Here is a 24,599-nt window from a genome sequence, read left to right as displayed (position 1 = left end):
CGCGCACCCCGCACCCGCCCCGATCCCCTGGAGGACCCCGTGACCACTGCCGACGCCACTCCCGATCCCGCCGCCACCGCCGCCGACACGGCACCCGCGCGGGACTACACCGTCGCCGTCCTCGGACTCGGCGCGATGGGCCTGCCGATGGCCACCCGTCTGGCCGGCGCGCTGACCGTGCACGGCTTCGACATCGCCGAGCCGCGCCTGGAGCTCGCCCGCGAGGCGGGCATCACGCCGTTCGGCTCGGCCCGCGAGGCGGTCGACGGCGCCGACGCGACGCTCCTGGCCGTGCGCAACAGCGCGCAGCTGCGCGAGGTGCTCTTCGGCGGCGCCGACTCGGAGGGGATAGCCACCGCACTGCGTCCCGGCTCGGTGGTCATCATGACCAGCACGGTCGGCATCACCGACGTGATCGACGTGGCTGCGGCGCTCGCCGAGCACGGCGTCGAGCTCGTCGACGCCCCGCTCAGCGGCGGCCCGGTGCGCGCGGGGGAGGGCGACCTGCTGATCGTCGTCGGCGCCACCCCCGCGGCACGAGAGCAGGCGCGCCCCGTCCTCGACCTGCTCGCCTCGACGCTCAGCGTCATCGGCGACCGCCCGGGCGACGGTCAGGCGTTCAAGACGGTGAACCAGCTGCTCTGCGGCGTGCACATCGCGGCCGGGGCGGAGGCGCTGGCGCTGGCCGCGAAGCTCGGCCTCGACCCGGCGGCCACGCTCGAGACGCTCTCGGCCGGAGCCGCCGGCTCCTTCATGCTCGGCAACCGCGGCCCGCGGATGCTGCAGGCGGGCGAGGAGGGCGGAGCGGAGGTGCTCAGCCGCCTCGACATCTTCGTCAAGGACCTCGGCATCGTCACCACGGCCGCGCGCGGCGCCGGCCTCGCGACTCCGGTCGCCGCCGCGGCGGAGCAGCTCTTCCTGCTCGGTGCGGCGCAGGGCCTCGCTGCGGCGGACGACTCCGCCGTCATCTCGGTGCTCGCGCCGCCCGCCTGATCCGCCGAGGCCGCCTGGACCCCGCACGGGAGGGGCCCGGGCTCAGAGCAGCGCCCACGTCTCGCGGAGGCGCGCCCGCCACCACTCCAGCCGCTCCGGAGCGACGGCGTGCCGCAGCAGCAGCGCCTCCGACACCTCGACCCGCTCGACCGGGATCGCCCCGTCGACGGGCCGCAGCGGCCGCTCGGTGACGTCGGCGGCGAGCAGCGACGCCGTGCCGAGCCCGCAGTCGTAGGGCAGCTCGGGCAGCGCCGCGGCGAGCGCCGCTCCCATCGCCAGCCCGACCGAGCTGTCGAGGGCGCTGGAGACCACGGCGGGCAGTCCCGCCTCGGCGACGAGGTCGAGCGCGCGCCGCACGCCGCCGAGCGGCTGGGCCTTGACCACGAGGAGGTCCGCGGCGCCCGCGCGCGCGACGGCGAGCGGATCCGCGGCCTTCCGCACGCTCTCGTCGGCGGCGACGGGGATCCCCATCCACTTCACGCGTCGGCGCAGATCGGCGAGCTCGTCGACGCTCGCGCACGGCTGCTCCACGTACTCGAGGTCGGAGCCCGCGAGCGCGTGCACCGCGTGCTCGGCCTCGTCCACGTTCCAGCCGCCGTTCGCATCGATCCGGATGCGCCCCTCCGGGCCGAGGATCCGCCGCACCTCGGCGACCCGCGCGACGTCGTCGGCGAGGGTCTGCCCCCGCTCGGCCACCTTCACCTTGGCGGTGCGGCAGCCGTGGTAGCTCTCGAGGATCGCGGCGACCTCGGCCGGCTCGACGGCGGGCACGGTCGCATTCACGGGGATGCGGTCGCGCAGCGGCGCCGGCTGCTCGCTCCAGCCGTAGTCGAGCGCGGCGCGCAGCCAGGCGGCGGACTCCGCGGGCCCGTACTCGAGGAACGGCGAGAACTCGGTCCAGCCCTCCGGTCCGCGCACCAGGGCGATCTCGCGGTGGTCGACCCCGCGGAAGCGCGTGCGCAGCGGCAGCGCGACGACCCGGAGCCCCGCGTCGACCTCGCCGAGGGAGGGCAGCGCCGCGGAGAGCGGCGCAGCAGCGGGAAGGGCAGCAGCGGGAAGGGGAGCAGAAGGCACGACGTCGTCCATCCCGCCATCATCCTCCGCCGCGCGCCCCGACCGGCACGGCCGACGTCCTGTCCTGTCCCCGGAAACCGCAGGCGCCGCACCGTCGCCTCCCGCGGCCCTGCAGCGATCCGGCGCCGACGACCCGCGGTGCGGCGCGTGCGAGACTGGCGTCGACGACGCTCGACCCCGGAGGGATGCGATGAGCCAGGTACCCGTGAGCCCGCCGCCGATGAGCCCGCCCCCCGCGGTCCCGCCCGGTGCTCCCGGAGCGCAGCCGCACCGGCCGCTCGGCACCGGCGGCTGGATCGCCCTCGGCACGAGCATCGTCGTCGGCGTCGTCTACACCGGCGTCCTCGGCACTCTGCTCGCGCTCGGCATCGGCACCGCGATCGATGCGGGCGCCGACGCCCTGCCGACCTCGGCTCCCGGCTTCACCGACGAGCCGTTCGGCGGCGAGAGCGACCAGCCGGGCAGCGGCGACTCGACCGACCCCCTCTACGACTACCCCGGCTACCAGGACGGCGACGCCGCCCTCCTGCTGGCGCAGCCGTCGGCCGAGGCCGCGATCGCGCAGTCCGAGGCCGCCGTCTCCGCCATCGAGTCGACCGTCCTCGACGGCTGGACCTCCGCGGACGACGAGTACTACGAGCGCTCCGAGAACGGCTACGGCGGCCCGTCGCTCCTCTACGACTACATCTCGGCGACCAGCTACGCCGACGCCGACCTCGGCGGCGACGCCGCGAAGCAGGCCGTGGTGGACGTCTTCACCGCCGCGGTCGCCCCGCTGGGCTTCGACGCCGTCGACGTCGCCGACACTCCGGCCGAGTGGTCGGAGGTCGGCTACGAGTACGAGGGCGACCTCAGCGACGAGGAGGCGGGCGCGGCCCTGTGGATCGTCACCGCGTACTCCACCGTCGAGAACGTGCCCGCGATCGAGATCGGCCTGGTCGATCTCGGTGCCGACAGCACGGGCGACGTCGAGCGGATGCTGGACGACGTCGGGATCACCCCGCCGGACAGCGGAGCGTTCCTCGCCGGCTACGCCAACAGCCTCCTCGAGGAGGGCGACCGCGCCGAGTTCACCGAGCGCATGCAGGCCTACGGCGGCGTCGCGGCCACCTGAGCCCGTCCGGCGCCCGCGGTACCGGGAAGGGGGCGCCCTCGCAAGCCCGAGCCGACGACCCGCGCGCCGCATAGCGTGAGGGCATGGCGGAACCCCGAGCGACCAGGCCCCTGCGCGACTACGCGGCGATCGGCGACGGCCGCACGGTCGCCCTGATCGCGAGCGACGGCAGCGTCGACTGGCTGCCCGTCCCCGATCTCGGCTCGATCCCCGCGTTCGCGGCGCTGGTCGACGCGAAGACCGGCGGCTGCATCGAGCTGGCACCCGACGAGCCCGCGGAGACCTCGCGTCGCTACGTGAACGACACGAACGTCCTCGAGACGACCTTCACCACCGAGTCCGGCACCGTCACGGTGACCGACGCGCTCGTGACGGGCATCGCCGGCCGCCTCCCGTGGGCCGAGCTGGCCCGCCGGATCGAGTGCACCGAGGGCGAGGTGCGGATGCACTGGGTCGTCCGCCCCGGCACCGGCCTCGGCACCTTCTCGCCGTGGATCCAGAACGCCGACGGCCGCTCGCTGATCCGCGCGGGCGACATCACCATCGGCGTCACCGGCAAGGACCACGGCCCGGCCGACGACTCGGCGCCCTCCGGAGCCGGCGACGAGCTGGCCGGCACCTTCGTCGCGACCGCGGGCGGCGGCCGGCACGTGCTGGTCGTCTCGGCGACGCACGACGAGCCCCTGCACTTCCCCGACGCGGTGAACGTCGACCGCGGCATCGACCGCACGATCGCCAGCTGGCAGTCCTGGTCCGACGAGTTCTCCTACGACGGTCCGTGGGCCGGCGCGGTCCAGCGCAGCGCCCTCGCCTTGAAGCTGCTGATCTACTCGCCCACCGGCGCGATCGCCGCGGCGGCCACCACCTCCCTCCCCGAGTCGCCCAACGGCGGCAAGAACTGGGACTACCGCTTCGCCTGGGTGCGCGACGCCGCGTACACGGCGCACGCGCTGGTCCGCTTCGGGCTGCGGGAGGAGACGCACGCCGCGCTGTCCTGGCTCCTGCGCACGATCAAGGAGCACGGCCCCGACCTGCACATCTTCTACGGCCTCGACGGCTCGCTGCCGACCGAGCTGTCCGAGTACGACGTCCCCGGCTACGCGGGGATCGGCCCGGTCGTCGCCGGCAACGGCGCGCAGAACCAGCTCCAGCTCGGCGTCTTCGGCGACCTCTTCGACATCTGCCGCATCTACGTCGACGAGGGCAACGTCCTCGACATCGAGACCGGGCGCCTGCTCGCCCGCGTCGCGGACACCACCTGCGACCTCTGGCGCAACCGCGACGCCGGCATGTGGGAGCTCGAGGAGGAGCAGCACTACACCTCGTCGAAGATGGGCTGCTGGCAGGCGCTCGACGCCGCCGTGCACCTCGCCGAGCTCGGCCAGGTGGCGGGCAGCCCCGACCGCTGGCGCTTCGAGCGCGACCGCATCCGCGACTGGATCGAGGAGAACTGCTGGTCCGAGGAGCTCGGCTCCTACGTGATGTACCCGGGCTCCGAGGAGCTGGACGCCTCGGTGCTGCTGCACGCGCCCAGCGGCTACGAGCGGGGCGAGCGGATGGTCTCCACGATCGACGCGCTCGTGAAGGAGCTGGGGCGGGGCGCGCTGCTGTTCCGCTACTCCGGCATGGAGGCGGAGGAGCACCCGTTCGTCGCGTGCTCGTTCTGGCTCGCCGGCGCACTCGCCTGCGTCGGCCGGCACGACGAGGCGATCGCGCTGATGGACGAGCTGGTCGAGACGGTGCCGAACGACGTCGGCATCATGTCCGAGATGGTGGCCGCCGACGACCTCGCCTTCTGGGGCAACCTGCCGCAGGGCCTCAGCCACCTCGCGCTGATCAACGCCGCGATCACCATCGAGGAGCTCGCACCGGACAAGGTCGGCGAGCGCTGACGGCACGGATCCGGCGCGCCGCGACCGCGGGCGCCGCGCGCTAGACCCGCCGGTGGGTTCGCGCAAGCCGGTTGAGGCCCGCCCGCCGGGGCGCGTAGACCGGAGTCATCACCTCGGCCCGCCCCGCGCGGCCGGGAGCGACAGGAAGGGAACGGCATCCATGGATCTCGGCATCTCCGGGCGCACCGCCCTCGTCACCGGCGGCGACTCCGGCATCGGCTGGCACACCGCCCAGCTGCTCCTCGCGGAGGGCGTCACCGTCGTCGTGACCGACAAGGACCAGGCGAAGCTCGACGAGGCGGCCGCGAGGCTCGGCGCGGCCGACGGCACGCTGCACGCGTTCGCGGCCGATGTCACGAGCGTCTCCGAGCTCGCCGCCCTGCACGAGCGCACGGCCGAGGCCGTCGGCGAGATCGACATCCTCGTCCAGTGCGCGGGCGTCACCGGCGCGCAGGGGATGTTCCACGAGATCGACGACGAGGGCTGGACCAGCACCCTCGAGACCGATCTGCTCGGCCCCGTCCGGCTCGTCCGCGAGTTCCTGCCCGACCTGCGCTCCGGAGGGTGGGGCCGCCTCGTGCTCACCGCCTCCGAGGACGCGGTGCAGCCCTACGACGACGAGCTGCCCTACTGCGCGGCCAAGGCCGGCGTGCTCGCCTTCGCGAAGGGCCTCTCGCGCTCCTACGCTCTCGAGGGCCTGCTCGTGAACGCCGTCTCCCCGGCCTTCATCCACACCCCGATGACCGACGCCATGATGGAGAAGCGCGCCGACGAGAACGGCACCTCGACGGAGGAGGCCATCTCGTCCTTCCTCGCCGAGGAGCGCCCCTACCTCGAGCTCAAGCGCCGCGGGCGCCCCGAGGAGGTCGCCGCCGTGATCGCGTTCCTCTGCTCCGACCGCGCCTCGTTCGTCAACGGCTCGAACTACCGAGTCGATGCGGGCTCGGTGGCCACCCTCTAGTCCCACGGACGGCGTCCAGTCCGCGCACCCCGCGCGTCCGGGCGACGTCCAGCCGAAGAAGACACACTTGTAGCCGGGATCTCCGCCTCCCGACACTGTCAGAGAAAGGAACGGTCCATGACCACCACCCTCGAGCGCCACGTCGAAGCCCCTGCCGGCTCCGGAGCGAAGACCAGCCGCCGCCAGAACGCCGAGAAGGGCTTCAAGGCCTCCAAGGAGCTGCTCGACAGCCTCCAGATCGTCCTCGTCGACCTGATCGAGCTGCACGTCCAGGGCAAGCAGGCCCACTGGAACGTCGTCGGCAAGAACTTCCGCGACCTCCACCTCCAGCTCGACGAGATCATCGACGCCGCACGCGAGTTCAGCGACGACATCGCCGAGCGCATGCGCGCCCTGCACGGCATCCCGGACGGCCGCAGCGACACCGTCGCGGCGACCACCACCCTTCCGGAGTACCCGCACGGCGAGATCGACACCGCCGAGACGGTCGACCTCGTCACCATCCGCCTGGAGAACACCGCCGCCACCATGCGCGAGGTGCACGACCAGGTGGACGAGGAGGACCCGACCAGCGCGGACCTCCTGCACGCGATCATCCAGAGCCTCGAGCAGTACGCCTGGATGGTGTCGGCCGAGAACCGCACCACCTCCGCCAAGAAGTAGCACCACCGCACCACCTGAGGAGGGACCCCGCAGCAGCGGGGTCCCTCTTCTGCGTCCCCGACCGATGGCGGTGCCCGCGGAGCGGGCGCATCGAGATCCACCCTCCCGCTCGCACCGGGACCGCGCCTCCAGCCGCCGACAGTAGGGTCGAGGCCATGAGCACGCAGGTTTCCGAGCTGTTCGACGCGCGCCGCTGGGCGCCGGTCGACGGCTTCGACGGTCTCGAGGACATCACCTACCACCACGACCGCTCGGGCCGCATCGCCCGGGTCGCGTTCGATCGCCCGGAGGTGCGCAACGCCTTCCGGCCGCGCACCGTCGACGAGCTGTTCCGGGCGCTCGAGGACGCGCGGACGAACCCCCGCATCGGCGTCGTGATCCTCACCGGCAACGGCCCCAGCCCGCGCGACGGCGGCTGGGCCTTCTGCTCGGGCGGCGACCAGCGCATCCGCGGCCGCGACGGCTACCGCTACTCCGACGGCGAGACCGCGGAGGGCATCGACTCCGCCCGGAACGGCCGGCTGCACATCCTCGAGGTCCAGCGGCTGATCCGGTTCATGCCCAAGGTCGTCATCGCCGCCGTCCCCGGCTGGGCGGCCGGCGGCGGGCACTCGCTGCACGTGGTCTGCGACCTGACCATCGCCTCCGCCGAGCACGGCCGCTTCAAGCAGACCGACGCGGACGTCGGCTCCTTCGACGCCGGCTACGGCTCCGCGTACTTCGCCCGGCAGATCGGGCAGAAGAACGCCCGCGAGGTGTTCTTCCTCGCCCGCGAGTACTCCGCGCAGCGCGCCTACGAGATGGGCGCCGTGAACGCCGTGGTCCCGCACGCCGAGCTCGAGGCGACCGCCCTGGAGTGGGCCGAGACGATCCTCACCAAGTCGCCCACCGCGATCCGGATGCTGAAGTACGCGTTCAACGCCGTCGACGACGGCCTGGTCGGCCAGCAGCTCTTCGCCGGCGAGACCACCCGCCTGGCCTACGGCACCGACGAGGCCGTCGAGGGGCGCGACTCCTTCCTCGAGAAGCGCGCTCCCGACTGGTCGCCGTTCCCGTGGCAGTTCTGAGCGTGCGGACCCGGCCCGGGACGGCCCGGCGATGACGCGTCCGCTCGCCGCCGTCGACCCCGCTCCGGAGAAGGTGCTGATCGCCCTCCGCGCCGCCCTCGACGGCAGCGGCCCCGCGGTGCGGATCGCGCCGCCCGCAGCGGGGTCCGACCCGGGGCCGGACGCGGTCGTCCCGCAGCGCGTCGCCGTCGTCGTCGAGACCTCCGGATCCTCCGGCCCGCCCAAGCGGGTGGCACTCGCCACCTCCGCGCTGCTCACCAGCGCGTCCGCGACGCTCGCCGAGCTCGGCGGCCCGGGCCGCTGGCTGCTCTGCCTGCCCACGCACTACGTCGCGGGCGTGCAGGTGCTGGTCCGCTCGCTCACCGCCGACGCGGACCCGGTGGTGCTTTCGGCCGGCGGCTTCGACGCCGCCGCCTTCCTCGCCCTCGCCCGGACCATGCCCGCGGGGGAGCGGCGCTACTCGTCGCTCGTGCCCGTGCAGCTCGCGCGGCTCCTCGACCTCGCCGAGAGCGATCCCGCCGAGGCCGCGGTCCTCGCCTCCTTCGACGGGCTGCTGATCGGCGGCCAGTCCACCCCCCAGGCACTGCGCGACCGGGCGGCGGCGCTCGGCGTGCGGATCCGGCTCACCTACGGCTCGAGCGAGACCGCCGGCGGCTGCGTCTACGACGGCGTGCCGCTGCGCGACGTGCGGATGCGCGTCGACGACGGCCAGGTGCTCCTCGGCGGCCCGACCCTCGCGGAGGGCTACCTCGACGCCGACGGCGGCCTGGACGCCGAGCGCAGCGCCGCCTCCTTCGTCACCCTCGACGGCGAGCGCTGGTACCGCACCGGCGATGCCGGCACCGTCGAGGACGGCCGTCTGCGCGTCACGGGCCGGCTCGACCGCGTCATCGTCTCGGGCGGCGAGAAGGTGTCGCTGGACGCCGTCGAGCACCTGCTGCGCGAGGAGCTCCTCCCGGACGCCGTCGTCGTGCGCCGGCCGGACGAGCAGTGGGGCGAGGTCCCGGTCGTCGCGACGACCGCGCCCGACGTCGACCTCGCCCGGGTGCGCTCCGGGGTCGTCGAGCGGCTCGGACGCGCGGCCGCGCTGGCGGCGATCGTGGTCGTCGCGGAGATCCCGCTGCTCGCGTCCGGGAAGCCCGATCGCCGCGCCCTCGAGCGCCTCGCGGCGGGCGCAGCGCTCTGACGGCGGGTCGCGCGGCGGCCCTTCGCCGGGCGGCCGAGGGCCCGGGACGTGCACGGACCACTGGGTAGGATTCCCTCCGTGTCGAGTTCGAGTCGAAAGAAGAAGCCGTCGGCGAAGCCCCGGAGCGGACGCCCGGGCGGCGACCCCCGCCGCGCCGTCGTGGAGCCCGCCGGCCCGCGCGAGTGGATCGCCGGCGCCCGCCTGCGGACCCTCCCGCTCGCCATCGCTCCCGTCCTGATCGGCACCGGATCGACGCAGGTGACGGACGAGGGCTGGCACTGGGTGCGCGCCCTGCTCTGCCTCGTCGTGGCGCTCGCGCTCCAGATCGGCGTCAACTACGCCAACGACTACTCCGACGGCATCCGCGGCACCGACGCGAACCGCGTCGGGCCCTCCCGCCTCACCGGGTCCGGAGCCGCGAAGCCGCGCGCCGTGCTCACGGTCGCCCTGGTCTTCTTCGGCATCGCCGGAGTCGCGGGGCTCGTGCTGACGATCCTCTCCGGCTTCTGGTGGTTCCTCATCATCGGCGCGGCGGCGATCGCCGCGGCCTGGTTCTACACCGGCGGTCGGCGGCCCTACGGCTACCTCGGCCTCGGCGAGCTCTTCGTCTTCGTCTTCTTCGGGATCGTCGCCACGGTCGGCACGACCTTCGTGCAGATCGGCCGCGCGAACCAGGAGTCCTGGCTCGGCGCCGTCGCCGCGGGCCTGTTCGCCTGCGCGGTGCTGATGGTCAACAACATCCGCGACATCCCGACCGACCGCCTCTCGGGCAAGCGGACGCTCGCGGTCGTCGTGGGCCCGACCATCGCCCGCGCGCTCTACAGCGCGTTCGTGCTGGTGCCGTTCGGCATCGCGGTCGTGCTCGCGCTGTTCTACCCGCTCGCCTGGCTGACGCTCTTCGTCCTGCTCGCGGTCCTGCCCGCGATCCTCATCACCCTCACGGCGCGCACGGCGAAGGAGCTCATCCTCGCCCTGCAGCTGACGAGCCTCAGCGGCCTCGTCTACGCCGCCGTCCTCGGCGCGGCCCTGGCCTTCTGACCCGGCGGGCGCCAGAAGACGATCTGCTCGCCTTCTCCATGCTGGTCGAGTAGCCCCGAAGGGGCGTATCGAGACCCGCGGTCGTCGAGACGTGGGGCTGAGGGCCACCGTGTCTGCGGTGGTGGATCTCGATACGCCCGCTGCGCGGGCTACTCGATCAGCATGTGCGGACCCGCGGGCCGCGATGCTCGATCAGCATGCACGGACCCGCGGGCGGCGATGCTCGATCAGCAGGGGCGGGTCCGCTGCGCGAGCGGGGCGGAGGGCCGCTAGCGGCCGTCGCGGGCCGCGTCGACGGCCGCGTCCTCGATGTCGTCGTCGGTGGGCGTGCGCGGCACGTCCTTGCGGCGCTCGTAGATGGCCTCGGCGATGCGCTCGCGGGGCTTCCGCAGAACGATGTAGGACAGCGACATGCTCGCGATCGCGGCGACGAAGCCGGCCGTGACGGCCGCCGTCAGCTCGGAGTCCACGAAGGAGCGCGCCGGCAGGTACACCAGCACGAAGACGCCGGCGAACATGGCCAGACGCAGGAGCGAGTAGACGACGACCGCGCGGCTCAGTTTCACCGGGCAAGTGTACGTCGCCCCCTGCATGCGCGTCCGTGAGCACCCCGGGAGCTCCCTGTCCAGCATCCGTGCGCCCGGATCCTTCGAGGACGCCGGACGTACACTGGACAGCATGATCCGCCTCGTCATCGGCCTGCTCGTGGCCCTCGCCGTCTTCACGGTCTACACCGTGATCGACGTCGCCCTGAGCAACCGCCACTCCGTGCGCGCGATCCCCAAGTGGTCCTGGGTCCTCGTGGTCCTCCTCCTGCCGCTCATCGGCGCGGGCCTCTGGTTCTGGATCGGCCGGCCCCGCAAGCAGCGCTCCGAGAGCCGTCGCTTCACGGCCCCGGACGACGATCCCGACTTCCTCGGCACCCTCCGCCGCGAGCCCGACCCCGAGAAGGAGCGCGAGCAGGCCGAGCGCATCGCGCAGCTCGAGCGCGACCTCGCCGATCTCGACGACTCCGGCGAGTCGGACGGCACCGGCCGTCGGGATGCCTGACGCGGCTCCGGTCGCCCCCTCCACCCGTTTCGCGGTCGACCTCCTCACCCGCTTCGTCGCGCTCGGCGTCCGCGACCTCGTCGTCTCACCCGGCTCCCGCTCCCAGGCGCTCGCCCTCGTCGCCGCCGAGCTGGAGACCCGCGGCGCCGTCCGCCTGCACGTGCGGATCGACGAGCGCTCCGCCGGCTTCCTCGCGCTCGGGCTCGCCCTGGAGACCGGATCGCCCGCCGTCCTGATCACCACCTCCGGCACCGCGACCGCGAACCTGCACCCGGCCGTGCTCGAGGCGGACGCCTCGGACGTGCCGCTGATCGTCCTGACCGCCGACCGCCCAGACGAGCTGCGCGGCATCCGCTCGAACCAGACCACCGACCAGGTGGAGCTGTTCGGCCGCGCCGTCCGCCTCTTCGAGGACGTCGCCGCGCCCGACGCGACCACCACTGCGGAATCGGCCGAAGCCCTCGCCGACCGCGCGCACGCCGCGGCGCTGCGCCCGGGCGGCCCGGTGCACCTCAACCTCGCCTTCCGCGACCCGCTGTCCTCCCGCCTGCCCGCGTTCGACCTCCCCGAGACGGGATCTTCCGCCCCCGCGCCGAGCGACGCCGCGGGCGCTCCGGAGACGACCGTCACCCCGGAGCCGATCTGCGCCGGCCCCGACGAGCCGCTCACCGTCGTGATCGCCGGCGACAAGGCGGGTGCCGACGCGGAGGCGCTCGCCCGCGCGGGCGACTGGCCGCTGCTCGCCGAGGTGTCCTCCGGAGCCCGGTTCGGGCCGCAGCTGGTCGTCGCCTGGCGTCGGCTCCTGGCCGAGCCCGCATTCGGCGGACGCGTGCGCCGCGCGATCGTCCTCGGGCACCCGACGCTCTCCCGCGAGGTCCCCGAGCTCCTGCGCCGCGAGGACGTCGAGGTGATCGTCGTCGACCGCGGCCGCCGCGAGTTCTACAACCCGGGCCGCCGCGCCCGCAGCATCCGCGCCCTCGCCGTCGTCCGCCCGGAGGGCTCGCCGCGCCCCGAGCGGACCGAGCGCGCCTGGGCCGGCTCCTGGGTGTCCGCGAGCCGCGCACTGCTCGCCGAGGCCGATCCCGACGCGATCCCCGAGGCGCCCGACGGCGGCTCGATGTCGATCGAGGACCGCCGCGGCTATGCGCGCAACGCGCTCACCGCGATCCGCGCTCCACTCACCCGCGAGTTCGTCGTCGCCGCCGTCTGGCGCGTGACCTGGCCGCACGACCGGCTGCTCTTCGGCGCGTCGCGCCTGATCCGCGTCGCGGACGGCTCCCTGCCCGGCAAGAGGATCACGGTGCACTCGAACCGCGGGCTCGCCGGCATCGACGGCACCGTGTCGACGGCGCTCGGCATCGCCGTCGCCTCGCAGTCGGGCGAGGCCGGCTCGGGCGGTGCGACCCGCGTCGTCCTCGGCGACCTCACGCTCCTGCACGAGGCGGGCGGTCTGCTGCTCGCGCCGGGCGAGCGCCGGCCCCGGGTCCAGCTCGTGGTGGTCAACGACGGCGGCGGCACCATCTTCGACGGGCTGGAGGTGGCCACCAGCTCCGCTCCGGACGCCTTCGACCGCGTGCAGTTCACGCCGCAGACGGTCGACATCGCCTCGCTGGCGCGGGCCTACGGCTGGTCGCACCGCCTGGTCGCCACCCGCGGCGAGCTCGAGCAGGCCCTCACCTCGCCGGGCGAGGGTCCCGGCATCGTCGAGATCGCCCTCGAGCGCTAGCGCCGCGCGGCGCAGGCCGGCCCGGGGGAGTCGTCAGGCGAGGGCGTCGAGGATCGGCCGGAACTTCATCCCGGTCTCCGCGAGCTCCGCGTCGGGGTCGCTGTCGGCGACGATGCCCGCGCCGGCCCACGCGGTGACCCCGCCCTCGGCGGAGACCTGGGCGCTGCGCAGGCCCACGGCCCACTCGCCGTCGCCGTTGCCGTCGATCCAGCCGACCGGGCCGGCGTAGCGGCCGCGGTCGAACGGCTCCAGCTCCTCCAGCAGATCGAGGGCCCGGTCGGTCGGGGTGCCGGCGACGGCGGCCGTGGGGTGCAGGGCGTCGACGAGGTCGAGCGCGGTCGAGGCGTCGTCGAGGGTCCCGCGGACGTCGGTCGCCAGGTGCCACAGGTTCGGCAGCTTGAGGGCGAACGGCTCGGGAGTCGTCGAGAGCGCGCCGGTGTGCCGGCGCAGCTCGCGCAGGAGGCTCGCGATCGCGAAGGAGTGCTCGGAGCGGTCCTTCGGGCTCGCCAGGAGCGCACGGACGATCGCGGCGTCCTCCTCCGCGTCGGCGCCGCGCGCGCTGGTGCCGGCGAGGACGCGGGCGGTGACGACCCCGTGGTCGACGCCGACGAGCGTCTCGGGGCTGGCACCGAGGAACCCGTCGACCGAGAAGGTCCAGCAGTCGGGGTAGGCGTTCGCCAGATCGCGGAGCAGACGCCGGCGATCGGCGTCGCGGGGGAGCCGACCCTGCAGGTCCCGCGCGAGGACGACCTTCTCCAGGGCGCCCGAGCGGATCGTGCCGACGGCCGACGCGACGGCGGCGCGGTAGGCGTCCGGCGACATCGCGCCGGGGAGGAGGGGGAGGCGGTACTCGTCGCCGTAGGGAACCGCGGCGGGGGCGGCGCTGGACTCCGCGGCCGCTCCGGCCGGACGGATGCGCGTCAGCCACGAGCGCCCGCCACGGGAGCCGATCACGGTGCTCGGGACGATGAGGACGCTCCGGGCGCTCGATCGGCTCGAGAAGGCGAAGGCGCCGAAGGCGACCAGCCCGGTGCCCGGCACGCCGAGCGGGTCCTCGACGACGGCGGCGGACGACAGTTCGCGCCACGCTGCGGAGGCGTCGCGGAGACGATCCGGACCTGAGAACTCGAGCCGCAGCGTCTCGCCGAGTCCGGCCAGCCCCGCGCCCCCGCGCTGCCAGAGCAGCGGACGCCGCGGATCCACGCGGGGGATCAGCTCCTGGGGGCCGTCCAGCGGGGTCGTCACGGCATGGAGGGGAGGAGCTCCGGCCCCGGTCGATGTCACTCCACAACAGTACGCCCGCGCCGGAAGGCGAGACGTTGTACGCCTCGAACACCCTCGCGCGGGGGGTCGCTGCTACGGTTTCCGAGTCCGGGGCCGCCACAGCTAGGCGGAGCAAGGCGGCCCCGGCACCTCCGCCCCTCTTCTCGCTCCTTCCGGCGTCTCCGTCCTCCTCTCCTCCGGGCGGCCCCCGGTCGAGGGCGGGCCGCTGAGCGGATGTGCAAGGGCGGGTGATGCACAGCCGCCGCCCCGCCGCTCGCCCTAGACTCGTTCCTCGTGACCAAGGCAGACCTCACCAAGCGGCCCGACGAGGTCGCTGCCATGTTCGACACGGTGGCGCCCGCCTACGACCTGACGAACACCGTCCTGTCCGTCGGCAACGACCACCTCTGGCGGATCGCCACGACCCGCGCTGTCAACCCGACCCAGGGCGAGCGCATCCTCGACGTGGCGGCGGGCACCGGCACCTCCAGCGCCTCGCTCGCGCGCTCCGGCGCGCAGGTCGTCGCCGCCGACTTCTCCCGCGGCATGATCTCCGTCGGCCGCCGTCGGCACGCCGAGAACGAGCTGATCGAGTTCGTCCTCGCGGACGCGATGGACCTACCCTTCGAGGACGACTCCTTCGACGCCGTCACCATCTCCTTCGGCCTCCGCAACGTGTCCGAGCCGCGGACGGCGCTCGCCGAGTTCTTCCGCGTCGTGAAGCCGGGCGGCCGCGTCGTCATCTGCGAGTTCTCCACCCCGCCGCTGAAGCCCCTCGCCGCCGCCTACGACCTCTACCTCTCGCGGATCATGCCCGCGATCGTGCGCCTCGCGTCCTCGAACGACCCGGCCTACGACTACCTCGGCGACTCCATCCGCGCCTGGCCGGAGCAGAAGGTCGTCGCCGGCTGGCTCCGCGAGGCCGGCTTCGAGCGCGTCGCCCACCGCGACCTCACCGCCGGGATCGTCGCGCTGCACCGCGGGGTCAAGCCGATCGCGGCGACCTGATGCGCGTCCAGGGGCCTGCCGGGCCGAGCCGTTAGGGTTTGAGTGTGAACGCCAGTGCGCCCGTCGCCCGCCGCAGCCCGTCTCTGACGGCGCAGCTCGGCCTCTCCGAGCGCATCTTCTCGACCGCGCCGGATCGCGCCCTCGCGCGCGCCATCGACGACGGGCTCGAGCGGGTCGAGGCCGGCATGGTCCAGCAGCTCTCGTTCGCGGACGCCGTCGCCGACGTGTCGACCCGCTATCTCCTGGAGGCCGGCGGCAAGCGCGTGCGGCCGATGCTCACCCTGCTCACCGCGCAGCTCGGCCGCGGCAACACCCCCGAGGTGCTCAGCGCCGCGCAGGCCATCGAGATCACCCACCTCGGCTCGCTGTACCACGACGACGTGATGGACGAGGCGGAGAAGCGCCGCGGCGTGCCCTCGGCCCAGACGGTGTGGGGCAACAACGTCGCCATCCTCACCGGCGACCTGCTCTTCGCCCGGGCGAACCAGCTGATGACCGAGCTGGGCGAGCGCGCGATCCGCCTGCAGACCGACACCTTCGAGCGCCTCGTGCTCGGCCAGCTGCACGAGACGGTCGGCCCGGGCTCCGACGAGGACCCGGTCGAGCACTACCTCGGCGTCCTGGCCGACAAGACCGGCTCGCTGATCGCCGCGGCCGCCCGCACCGGAGTCGTCTTCTCCGAGGCGCCCGCTCCGTTCGAGGAGGCGGTGCGCGTCTTCGGCGAGAAGATCGGCGTCGCCTTCCAGATCGTCGACGACGTCATCGACCTCTCGCCGCAGCCGGAGGAGACCGGGAAGAACCCCGGCACCGACATCCGCGCGGGCGTCTCCACCCTCCCGATCCTGCGGCTGCGCGAGCGCGCGGCGACCGATCGGGACGCGGCCGTGCTGCTCGCCCGGATCGAGAGCTACGTCAGCCGCTCGAACGACGCGATCGCGCACACCGACGAGCAGAGCGCCGACATCACCGACGCCATCGCTCAGCTGCGTGACCACTCCGTGACGGCGCAGACCCTCGCCGAGGCCCACCGCTGGGCCGACGAAGCCGTCGCCGCCCTCTCCCCGCTGCCCGACGGACCGGTCCGCAAGGCGCTGACGCGCTTCGCCGACACGGTCGTCGACCGCAACGGCTGACCCCGATCGTCGCGACGCGCCTCCCGCGCGCCGCAGGAATGAGCCCGGAGACGCGCCTCGGCGCCCCGGCAGGAGGAATGCAATGACCAAGCTCAGGCTGGCCATCGTCGGCGCGGGTCCCGCGGGCATCTACGCCGCCGATCTGATGATCAAGGCCGAGAAGAAGTACGACGTCTCGATCGACCTGTTCGAGCACCTGCCGGCGCCCTACGGACTCGTCCGCTACGGCGTCGCGCCGGACCACCCGCGCATCAAGGGCATCATCACGGCGCTCCGCGAGGTGCTCGACCGCGGCGACATCCGCATCTTCGGCAACGTCCACTTCGGCACCGACATCACGCTCGAGGACCTCAAGCGGCACTACAACGCCGTGATCTTCTCGACCGGGGCGATCCGCGACGCGCCGCTGGACATCCCGGGCGTGGAGCTCGAGGGCTCGTACGGAGCCGCCGACTTCGTCAGCTGGTTCGACGGCCACCCGGACGTCGCGCGCACCTGGCCGCTCGAGGCCTCCTCCGTCGCCGTGATCGGCAACGGCAACGTGGCGCTCGACGTCTCGCGGATGCTCGCGAAGCACGCCGAGGACCTCCTGCCGACCGAGGTGCCGCCGAACGTCTACGAGGGGCTCGCCGCCTCGCCCGTCACCGACGTGCACGTCTTCGGCCGCCGCGGCCCGGCGCAGGTGAAGTTCACCCCGCTGGAGCTGCGCGAGCTCGGCGAGCTGCGCGACGTCGACATGATCGTCGCCGACGAGGACTTCGTGCTCGACCCCGCCTCGCAGGCGGCGATCGAGACGAACAAGCAGGTCATGGTGATCAACCGGGTGCTGAACCAGTGGCGCACCCGCGAGGTCGGCTCCGCCTCGCGCCGGCTGCACCTGCACTTCTGGGCCAAGCCGCTCGAGCTCGTCGACGACGGCACCGGCCGGGTCTCCGCCATCCGCTACGAGCGCACCGAGCCCGACGGCGAGGGCGGCACCCGCGGCACCGGCGAGATCCGCGAGATCGCGGTGCAGGCCGTCTACCGGGCCGTCGGATACTTCGGCTCCCCGCTCGACGGGCTGCCGTTCGACGAGATGCGCGGCGTGATCCCGAACCGCGAGGGCCAGGTGCTCGACGACAAAGACGAGCCCGTGCACGGCGTCTACGCCACCGGCTGGATCAAGCGCGGACCGGTCGGCCTGATCGGGCACACCAAGTCGGACGCGATGGAGACCGTCGGGCACGTGCTCAACGACCAGGCGTCCTGGTGGACTCCGGCGCACCCCGAGGAGTCCGCGGTCGTCGCCCTCCTGGAGGAGCGCGGCATCGCGTACACGGATCTCGACGGCTGGCACCGCCTCGACGAGCACGAGCAGTCGCTCGGCGCTCCGCAGGGCCGCGCACGCGTCAAGGTCGTCCCGCGCGAGGACATGATCTCGATCTCGCTGGGACAGCCCGTCTCGAGCTGACCCGCGTCCGTCCGAAGGGCCTCCGGAGTGATCCGGGGGCCCTTCGGCGTCTGCCGACAGCGCTCACGACCCGGGAGAGCGCGTCGGTGTCCGAGCGCACCCGGCCACCGTGCGCCAGCTCGGCGAGCACGCTCGCGGCCGGGTCCGAGGGATCACTACCGTCCCTGGGATGGGCACACGAGAAGCGGTCGGCGTTCGGACGAGGCGACGAGCGAGGACGGCGGCCGTCGTCGTCGCGCTGTCACTCCTGGTGGGCATGCTGGCTCCCCCTGCGCATGCGGCGCCTCAGCCCCCCGCACCCGGCGGTGCCGCGCAGACGAAGCGCGTCGACGTCCGCGATCCGGGTGCAGACGGGTTGACCCTGATGCAGCGCGAATCGCGCCTTCCCTACCGCGTCGTCCGCATCGCGCCCGGCATCGGGGTCACGAACGTCGTCCCGTCCTCGCGGGCGAACGGGCTCGACCCCGACGGGACGGTGCTCTCGGAGGACCGCTTCCAGACCCTGGTGGATCGGGTGTCGGGAGTCCTCGACCTGATCCGCGCGACCCCGACGGGTGCCGCGGAGCTGAAGGCGATCCCGCACCTCCTCGGTCCGGACGCGACCGCCGTCTGGACCGCTCCGGGGCCGAACGGCTCCGCTGCGGTGACGTCGGACGTGCAGATCGTCTTCGCGGAGCGCTCGTTGAGCCAGGTCGGAGGCACGACGGCGACCTCCCTGGACAGCGGCATCGAGGGGTCGGGCAGCATGATCGCCCTGAGTCCGCACATCTGGGGGGACGGGGAGACGAGGGGGTCCCTGTGGTTCGACCCCGCGACGGGGGCGGGCCGGCTGCTGGGCCCTGAGACGTCGGTGCACCACGAGCTCATGCACGCGGTGGCGACGGCCGGCGGAGCCGAGCCGAACGGCGAGATCTGGATCCCGACGCCCGAGTGGACGTCCTGGCCCCTGACCGGACCCGCCGACGGCGAGGGCGAGGTCCTCGAGCGTCTGCAGGAGGTCTTCACCCACGGGGGACCGCGCGGGCTGACCGCGGCGCGGGAGGTCCTGACGGCGCGCGATCCGAGCGGCCGGGCGGAGTTCACGCAGGAGGAGTTCCCCTCGATCAGCGTGGATCCGTACTTCCTGCGGGCCCAGAAGCACGCTGCGGACAAGTTCCTCGCCGCCGATACCCCGGCGGCGCATCGCGAAGGATGGCTCCGTGCGGCGTCGGCTCGGTTGAGCATCGCGATGCATCCGCCGACCGAGATCACCTTCGCGCGCGAGCGGGGGGCGACGACGCGCCCCGAGTACAACCCCAGCAGCCTCCTCATCGGCGGCGAGTACTACATCACGCTCGACGTCACCCTCCGCGACGGTTTCGACGACTGGGCGGCGGCCGATCTGCGGGGTCGGACCGACGTCGTGCCGGTGGCGGGCACCTGGGACGCGCCGGAGCAGCCGCCCACACCGGTCGGATCGCCGAGCCGGCCCGCCTCCCCGGTCGGGCCCGAGGGCCGGCCGGGGGCGGGCCCGGGAGAGTCGTGCCTCGCGTGCGCGGCGACGTCGCGCAGGCCGTCGTCGGCCGCTGACGCCGCGGCGTTCGAGGCGCGGGTGGCGGCGGAGGTGTCGTCGGCGTTCCAGGGGCCGCGAGCGGTGCAGCGGCGGATGCTGGCGGATCCGGTGGGCGATGCGATCCGGCAGGTGCGCGGCCCGGGTCTGGCGTCGGGGGTGTGGGCGCGGTACCCGACGCTGGTGGACGGGTTCGAGAAGATGCCGATGCGGTTCTTCGCGGGGACGGACGGCCTGGGCGCGGGGACCCTCGGGCTGGACGTGCTGGGGCTGATGCAGGGGGACACGAGTGCGCTGTCGATCGCGAACACGACGGCGGACGTGGCGACGACGGTCGCGCCGATGCTGGGCGCGCGGATCGCGAACACGCTCGGCGCGGCGGGAGCGGTGATCGGGTTCATCACCTCGACGATCGCGTTCAGCCAGGGCGGCAGCGAGACGGACTACATCTTCTCGATGGTCGGGCTGCTGACGGCCGCGGTGCCGGAGCTGGCGCCGCTGATGGTGATCTATCTGGCCGCGTCGCTGATGTCGCATCCGTCGCCGGTGGAGGAGTCGATGGATGCGGGGCAGCAGATGGCTGTGGCGTTCGCGGACTGGGCGCGGCCCGAGCTGGAGAAGCAGGCGAACGCGATGGCGGACGCGATGCGCGACGCGGTCTCGGACCGGATGGACGAGGCCCGCTACCGCGCCGACTACCTCCAGGCGAAGGTCGATCTGCAGCAGCTGGGCGAGGGGGAGGATCTGACGACCCTGGGCCGCACGGGCACGCAGGCGCTGAAGCAGGAGGTCCGCGACGAGACCGATCAGGAGCTGGCCCGGATCGCGTGGGCGGGGGAGAGGAGCCTGGATCAGGGGCTCGACTCGCTGCTGGACGTCTACAACAACGGGGCCGTGTTCACGGAGTTCCGGAAGAAGTGGGCGGACACGATGAACGAGAACGGCGGCGTGCGCATCAGCGGCTTCCTGCACGACGTCGACCTCGACGCGCTGCCCACGACGAATCCGACGCCGGTGCACGTCGACGAGTTCAGGACGCCGCTGGGATCGATCCGCACGACCATGCAGAGCCGCTACCGGCACGCACTGGACGAGCTGCCGCTGTGGACGCCGTCGCGGAACATGTTCGCGACGCCGATCGTCAGCGAGGAGACGGTCCTCGCGTCGGTGGCCGCGGTGCAGCGGGACTGGGGATTCGACGGTCCACTCACGCAGTCCGCCGTCGCCGTGCCGAGTGTCACGGCGCTCACCGGCACCGGGACTCCGGGCTCGTTCGTGCAGGTCCGGAGCGCGACCACGAAGGACCTCGTCTGCGGCGCCGCGAAGGTGAACAAGATCGGCCGCTGGGTCTGCCGCGACGCGCACGGCCTGCAGGGGCCCGGCACCACCGAGACCTACGAGCTGCACTCCTCCACCACCGACACGGGCGGCTTCGCGAGCACCGGGAAGACCCTCGCGGTGACGACGTCGGGGACGCCGACACCGAAGCCCGTCGTCGAATGGGGCCGGGATCTGCGCGTCGAGGGGCGCACGGTGACCGGGACCGTCACTCCCGGCGCGGCCGTGCAGCTGCAGACCATGCCCCAGGACAGCGTCGACGCGACGAAGAACGGGTTCCCCGCCTCCGATCCGGTCACCGCGGCGGACGGGCGCTTCACCCTCACCGCGCGGCCGGACGCTCCCGGCGGCAGCACCCGACTCGTCGCGACGCTCAACGGCCACACGATCGACGAGCGCATCGTCCTCGACGGCGGTCCCTCCGAGCGTGCACCGGTGCCGGAGCAGGTCGAGGACTCGCCCATCCGGATCACCCGTCTCGACGCGACCGGCGTCGAGGGCACGGTCCCCGCGGGTCAGAGGATCCAGATCCGCCTCGGCGAGGATCCCGTCCAGCTGCCGATCGAGACCGACGCGACCGGCGCGTTCCGCTTCGTCTTCGACCGGCCGCTGCCGACGCCGCAGACCGTCACGCTGCGCACCTGGCCCGCCGAGACCCCCTGGCGCACCGGCACGCGCGTCCTCACCTGGACCGGCTGAGTCCTCCCGGGTGTCGGAGGCCTCCCCTAGGATTCGGGCACCGCTGACGGACGGAGACCGCATGACCCTCTCGACCACCGGTGCCGCGGGCCCGCGCGACGCCGATCCGCACGGCTCCGATCCGCACGACGTCATCCGGGTGCGCGGCGCCCGCCAGAACAACCTCCGCGGCGTCGACGTCGACATCCCGAAGCGCCGGATCACGGTGTTCACGGGCGTCTCGGGCTCCGGCAAGTCCTCGCTGGTCTTCGGGACGATCGCGGCCGAGTCTCAGCGGCTGATCAACGAGACCTACTCCGCGTTCCTGCAGCAGTTCATGGGCTCGCCGGCGCGGCCGGACGTCGAGTCGCTCGACGGGCTGTCGGCGACGATCGTCGTCGATCAGGAGCGGATGGGGGCGAACGGCCGGTCCACCGTCGGCACCGCGACCGACGCGTACACGATGCTCCGCATCCTCTTCAGCCGCATCGGCGACCCGCACGTGGGCACCAGCGGAGCGTTCTCGTTCAACCTGCCCGAGGGGATGTGCCCGCGTTGCGAGGGCACCGGCCGCGTCTCCGACATCGACCTCGAGGCGCTGTTCGACCGCTCGAAGTCGCTCGAGGGCGGGGCTCTCGACGCGATCCCGAACTTCGTCGTCGGCGGCTGGTACTGGAAGAGCCTCGCCGAGTCGGGGCTGTATCCGGCCGACGTGCCGATCGCCGAGTTCACTCCCGAGCAGCTCGACGACTTCCTCTACCGGCCCGCCGTGAAGATGGCGATCGCGGGGATGAACCTCACCTACGAGGGCCTCGTGGTCAAGGTGACGCGGCTCTACCTGGCGAAGGAGGCCGCGCAGCCGCACATCCGCGCGTTCGCCGAGCGCGTGGCCACCTTCGGGGCCTGCCCGGAGTGCGGGGGAGCTCGACTCACCCGGGCGGCGCTGTCCTCGCTGATCGAGGGCCGGAGCATCGCCGAGTGCTCGTCGATGCAGGCGACCGACCTCGCGGAGTGGCTGCGCGGGGTCCGCGATCCGTCCGTCGCCCCGATCGTCGACGCGCTGCTCGGCACGCTGGACTCGCTGGTGCAGGTCGGGCTCGGCTACCTCTCGCTCGACCGAGAGTCGGGCACGCTCTCGGGCGGCGAGGCGCAGCGGGTGAAGATGGTCCGGCACCTGGGCTCGAGCCTCACCGACATCACCTACGTCTTCGACGAGCCGACGGCGGGGCTCCACCCGCACGACGTCTCCCGGGTGATCGAGCTGTTGCGGCGGCTGCGCGACAAGGGGAACACCGTGCTCGTCGTCGAGCACAAGCCGGAGATCATCGCCGTGGCCGATCACGTGATCGATCTCGGCCCGCGGGCCGGTGCGCACGGCGGCGAGATCCGCTTCGAGGGCCCGGTCGAGGCGCTGCGCGACTCCGACACCCTCACCGGGCGCCACCTCGACCACCGGGTGCCGCTGAAGAGCGAGGTGCGGCGGCCGACGGGGGTCGCCGAGATCCGCGGTGCCGCGACGCACAACCTGCGCGGCGTCGACGTGGACGTGCCGCTCGGGGTGCTGACCGTCGTCACGGGCGTCGCCGGCTCGGGCAAGTCCTCGCTCATCCACGGCTCGCTGGCGGAGCGGCCGGGGGTGATCGTCGCCGACCAGTCGCCGATCCGCGGCTCCCGGCGGAGCAACCCCGCCACCTACACGGGCGTGCTCGACGCGATCCGCACCGCCTTCGCGAAGGAGAACGGCGTCAAGGCGGCGCTGTTCAGCGCCAACTCCGCGGGTGCCTGCCCGGTCTGCAAGGGCGCCGGGCTGATCTTCACCGAGCTCGGCCCCGCGGCGACGGTGTCGTCGGTCTGCGAGGAGTGCGAGGGCAGGCGGTTCACCGCCGAGGTCCTCGAGTACCGGCTGCGCGGGAAGAACATCCACGAGGTGCTGTCGATGCCGATCGTCGAGGCGGCCGCGTTCTTCGGCTCCGGGCCGGCGCACACGATCCTGGCCCGCCTCGTCGACGTCGGCCTCGGCTACCTCACCCTCGGGCAGCCGCTGAACACGCTGTCCGGCGGCGAGCGGCAGCGGTTGAAGCTCGCGATCAACATGGCCTCGAAGGGCTCGGTCTACATCCTCGACGAGCCGACCACCGGGCTGCACCTGGCCGACGTCGACAATCTCCTCGGCCTGCTCGACCGCCTCGTCGACTCCGGCTCCTCGGTGATCGTGATCGAGCACCACCAGGCGCTGATGGCGCACGCCGACTGGATCATCGACGTCGGACCCGGTGCGGGGCACGACGGCGGGGCGATCGTCTTCGAGGGGACGCCCGCGGAGCTCGTCGCGGGGGCCCAGACCCGGACGGCCGACGCGCTGCGGGCCTACACGGGCTGAGCGGCGGATCTCGATACGCCCTCGTCGAGGGCTACTCGATCAGCATGCAGTGGCTGCGGGTAGAGGAGCCGCAGCACGGCGCCGCATCATGCCGACTGAGGAGCCGCAGTGCGGCGTGGCATGCCGCTTGAGGAGCCGCGGTGCGGCGCCATCATGCTGGTCGAGTAGCCGCGCAGCGGCGTATCGAGACCGACGTGCGTTCGACGCTGGATCTCGATACGCCCTCTTCGAGGGCTACTCGATCAGCATGTGCTTCCTGCTGGTCGAGGAGTCGTCCAGCACGCGCAGGATCATGCTGGTCGAGTAGCCGCGCAGCGGCGTATCGAGACCCACGCGCGGGCCGAGGAGCCCCGCGGTCAGCGCGAGAAGGGGCCGCGCAGCGCCGCCCACTGCAGCAGCATGATCGTCTTCGCGTCGATGATCTGGACGCCGATCTGGGCGATGGCCTCGTCGAAGGACAGCTCGACCAGCTCGGTGTCCTCGCCCTCGTCGGCGAGCCCGGCGTAGACGCCGTCGCTCGAGCCCGCACGGTACGGGCCGGCGTAGAAGTGCAGCATCTCGGTGATCGAGCCCGGGCTCATGTAGGCGTCGAAGACGTGCTCGAGGCGGCCGACCTCGAGGCCCGTCTCCTCGGACGCCTCGCGGCGCGCGCCCTCCTCCGGACCGTCCTCGTCGAGCAGGCCGGCCGGCACCTCGAGCAACATGCCGTCGAGGTTGCCGTTGACGTAGGTGGGGTAGCGGAACTGCCGCACCAGGACCACGGAGCGGGCGTCGAGGTCGTAGAGGAGCACGGCCGCGCCGTTGCCGCGGTCGTACGTCTCGCGGTGCTCGGTGCTCCAGCGGCCGTCGCGGTGCCGGTACTCGAACTCGGTGGTGCGCAGGACGTACCAGTGGCTGGAGAGGAGGGTGACCGCCTTCACCACCACGTCGGGGTTGCCGGTCAGGTCGAAGCCCTCGCGGTCGAGGCCGGTGCGGCCCCGCGCGTCGGGCTCGTCGATGCCGCGGCGGGTCCGCGTGCTCTCGGAGTGCGACATCC

20 protein-coding genes are annotated in these 24,599 nt (G+C 73.1%); 15 read left to right on the top strand and 5 right to left on the bottom strand.

Annotation, left to right across the window (positions count from 1 at the left end; all coding sequences use genetic code 11):
• The first annotated feature begins 39 nt into the window (after positions 1 to 39).
• The gene (locus HQQ82_RS07810) at positions 40 to 993 is read left to right on the top strand and encodes an NAD(P)-dependent oxidoreductase (protein WP_367947868.1); all 954 of its coding nucleotides are present in this window, start codon (positions 40 to 42) and stop codon (positions 991 to 993) included.
• Positions 994 to 1,035: 42 nt separating this feature from the next.
• On the opposite strand, the gene HQQ82_RS07805 is transcribed toward HQQ82_RS07810, so the two are convergent.
• Entirely contained in the window at positions 1,036 to 2,079 is a 1,044-nt protein-coding gene (locus HQQ82_RS07805) for an o-succinylbenzoate synthase (protein WP_173232492.1), read from the bottom strand.
• 208 nt (positions 2,080 to 2,287) lie between these two features.
• On the opposite strand from HQQ82_RS07805, the gene HQQ82_RS07800 reads away from it, so the two are divergent.
• From HQQ82_RS07800 to HQQ82_RS07770, 7 genes are all read left to right on the top strand, one after another.
• Entirely contained in the window at positions 2,288 to 3,181 is an 894-nt protein-coding gene (locus HQQ82_RS07800; RefSeq protein ID WP_173232491.1) for a hypothetical protein, read from the top strand.
• Positions 3,182 to 3,264: 83 nt separating this feature from the next.
• On the top strand, positions 3,265 to 5,073 hold the full coding sequence (locus HQQ82_RS07795) for a glycoside hydrolase family 15 protein (protein ID WP_173232490.1): 1,809 nt from the start codon (positions 3,265 to 3,267) through the stop codon (positions 5,071 to 5,073).
• A gap of 160 nt (positions 5,074 to 5,233) precedes the next feature.
• A complete protein-coding gene (locus HQQ82_RS07790; protein WP_173232489.1) occupies positions 5,234 to 6,034 on the top strand; it encodes an SDR family NAD(P)-dependent oxidoreductase in 801 nt (266 codons plus the stop codon).
• 117 nt (positions 6,035 to 6,151) lie between these two features.
• Positions 6,152 to 6,697: a Dps family protein gene (locus HQQ82_RS07785; RefSeq protein WP_173232488.1), complete on the top strand. Its 546-nt coding sequence runs from the start codon at positions 6,152 to 6,154 to the stop codon at positions 6,695 to 6,697.
• A gap of 155 nt (positions 6,698 to 6,852) precedes the next feature.
• The gene (locus tag HQQ82_RS07780; RefSeq protein ID WP_173232487.1) at positions 6,853 to 7,764 is read left to right on the top strand and encodes a 1,4-dihydroxy-2-naphthoyl-CoA synthase; all 912 of its coding nucleotides are present in this window, start codon (positions 6,853 to 6,855) and stop codon (positions 7,762 to 7,764) included.
• A 31-nt stretch (positions 7,765 to 7,795) separates the two neighbouring features.
• Positions 7,796 to 8,950, top strand: coding sequence for an AMP-binding protein (locus HQQ82_RS07775; protein ID WP_173232486.1), 1,155 nt, complete (start codon positions 7,796 to 7,798; stop codon positions 8,948 to 8,950).
• A gap of 78 nt (positions 8,951 to 9,028) precedes the next feature.
• A complete protein-coding gene (locus tag HQQ82_RS07770; protein ID WP_367947865.1) occupies positions 9,029 to 9,988 on the top strand; it encodes a 1,4-dihydroxy-2-naphthoate polyprenyltransferase in 960 nt (319 codons plus the stop codon).
• Positions 9,989 to 10,257: 269 nt separating this feature from the next.
• Here HQQ82_RS07770 and HQQ82_RS07765 read toward each other — a convergent pair whose 3' ends face one another.
• Positions 10,258 to 10,554, bottom strand: a complete 297-nt coding sequence (locus HQQ82_RS07765; protein WP_173232485.1) for a DUF4229 domain-containing protein — start codon at positions 10,552 to 10,554, stop codon at positions 10,258 to 10,260.
• 112 nt (positions 10,555 to 10,666) lie between these two features.
• On the opposite strand from HQQ82_RS07765, the gene HQQ82_RS07760 reads away from it, so the two are divergent.
• Positions 10,667 to 11,038, top strand: coding sequence for a PLDc N-terminal domain-containing protein (locus tag HQQ82_RS07760; protein ID WP_173232484.1), 372 nt, complete (start codon positions 10,667 to 10,669; stop codon positions 11,036 to 11,038).
• Positions 11,031 to 12,764 carry a 2-succinyl-5-enolpyruvyl-6-hydroxy-3-cyclohexene-1-carboxylic-acid synthase gene (gene menD, locus HQQ82_RS07755; RefSeq protein WP_173232483.1) on the top strand — a complete coding sequence of 578 codons (1,734 nt, stop codon included), beginning with the start codon at positions 11,031 to 11,033 and terminating at the stop codon, positions 12,762 to 12,764. Before HQQ82_RS07760 ends, menD begins: the two co-directional genes overlap by 8 nt.
• Before the next feature lie 33 nt (positions 12,765 to 12,797).
• Here the strand turns inward: menD and HQQ82_RS07750 are convergent, their stop codons facing one another.
• Positions 12,798 to 14,009, bottom strand: coding sequence for an isochorismate synthase MenF (locus tag HQQ82_RS07750; protein ID WP_367947864.1), 1,212 nt, complete (start codon positions 14,007 to 14,009; stop codon positions 12,798 to 12,800).
• 312 nt (positions 14,010 to 14,321) lie between these two features.
• Here HQQ82_RS07750 and ubiE point away from each other — a divergent pair, with 312 nt between their 5' ends.
• The 5 genes from ubiE (at position 14,322) to HQQ82_RS07725 (ending at position 23,563) form a co-directional block, all read left to right on the top strand.
• Positions 14,322 to 15,035, top strand: coding sequence for a bifunctional demethylmenaquinone methyltransferase/2-methoxy-6-polyprenyl-1,4-benzoquinol methylase UbiE (gene ubiE / locus HQQ82_RS07745; RefSeq protein ID WP_173232481.1), 714 nt, complete (start codon positions 14,322 to 14,324; stop codon positions 15,033 to 15,035).
• 44 nt (positions 15,036 to 15,079) lie between these two features.
• On the top strand, positions 15,080 to 16,168 hold the full coding sequence (locus HQQ82_RS07740; protein WP_173232480.1) for a polyprenyl synthetase family protein: 1,089 nt from the start codon (positions 15,080 to 15,082) through the stop codon (positions 16,166 to 16,168).
• A gap of 82 nt (positions 16,169 to 16,250) precedes the next feature.
• Positions 16,251 to 17,618, top strand: a complete 1,368-nt coding sequence (locus tag HQQ82_RS07735; protein ID WP_173232479.1) for an FAD-dependent oxidoreductase — start codon at positions 16,251 to 16,253, stop codon at positions 17,616 to 17,618.
• Between the two features lie 364 nt (positions 17,619 to 17,982).
• Complete coding sequence (locus HQQ82_RS07730) at positions 17,983 to 21,204, top strand: hypothetical protein (RefSeq protein WP_173232478.1); 3,222 nt, start codon at positions 17,983 to 17,985, stop codon at positions 21,202 to 21,204.
• Between the two features lie 61 nt (positions 21,205 to 21,265).
• Entirely contained in the window at positions 21,266 to 23,563 is a 2,298-nt protein-coding gene (locus HQQ82_RS07725; RefSeq protein ID WP_173232477.1) for an excinuclease ABC subunit UvrA, read from the top strand.
• Between the two features lie 234 nt (positions 23,564 to 23,797).
• Here HQQ82_RS07725 and HQQ82_RS19520 read toward each other — a convergent pair whose 3' ends face one another.
• A complete protein-coding gene (locus tag HQQ82_RS19520) occupies positions 23,798 to 23,953 on the bottom strand; it encodes a hypothetical protein (RefSeq protein ID WP_216848413.1) in 156 nt (51 codons plus the stop codon).
• The gene (locus HQQ82_RS07720; RefSeq protein WP_173232476.1) at positions 23,920 to 24,597 is read right to left on the bottom strand and encodes an NUDIX domain-containing protein; all 678 of its coding nucleotides are present in this window, start codon (positions 24,595 to 24,597) and stop codon (positions 23,920 to 23,922) included. The genes HQQ82_RS19520 and HQQ82_RS07720 overlap by 34 nt, the downstream gene beginning before the upstream one ends.
• Positions 24,598 to 24,599 lie beyond the last annotated feature (2 nt).

The sequence above is a fragment of the Rathayibacter sp. VKM Ac-2856 genome (genome assembly GCF_013205055.1).
Taxonomy (GTDB): domain Bacteria; phylum Actinomycetota; class Actinomycetes; order Actinomycetales; family Microbacteriaceae; genus Rathayibacter.
The sequence above is the reverse complement of the archived record's forward strand: the minus strand, read 5'-3'. Positions and strand labels throughout refer to the sequence as shown.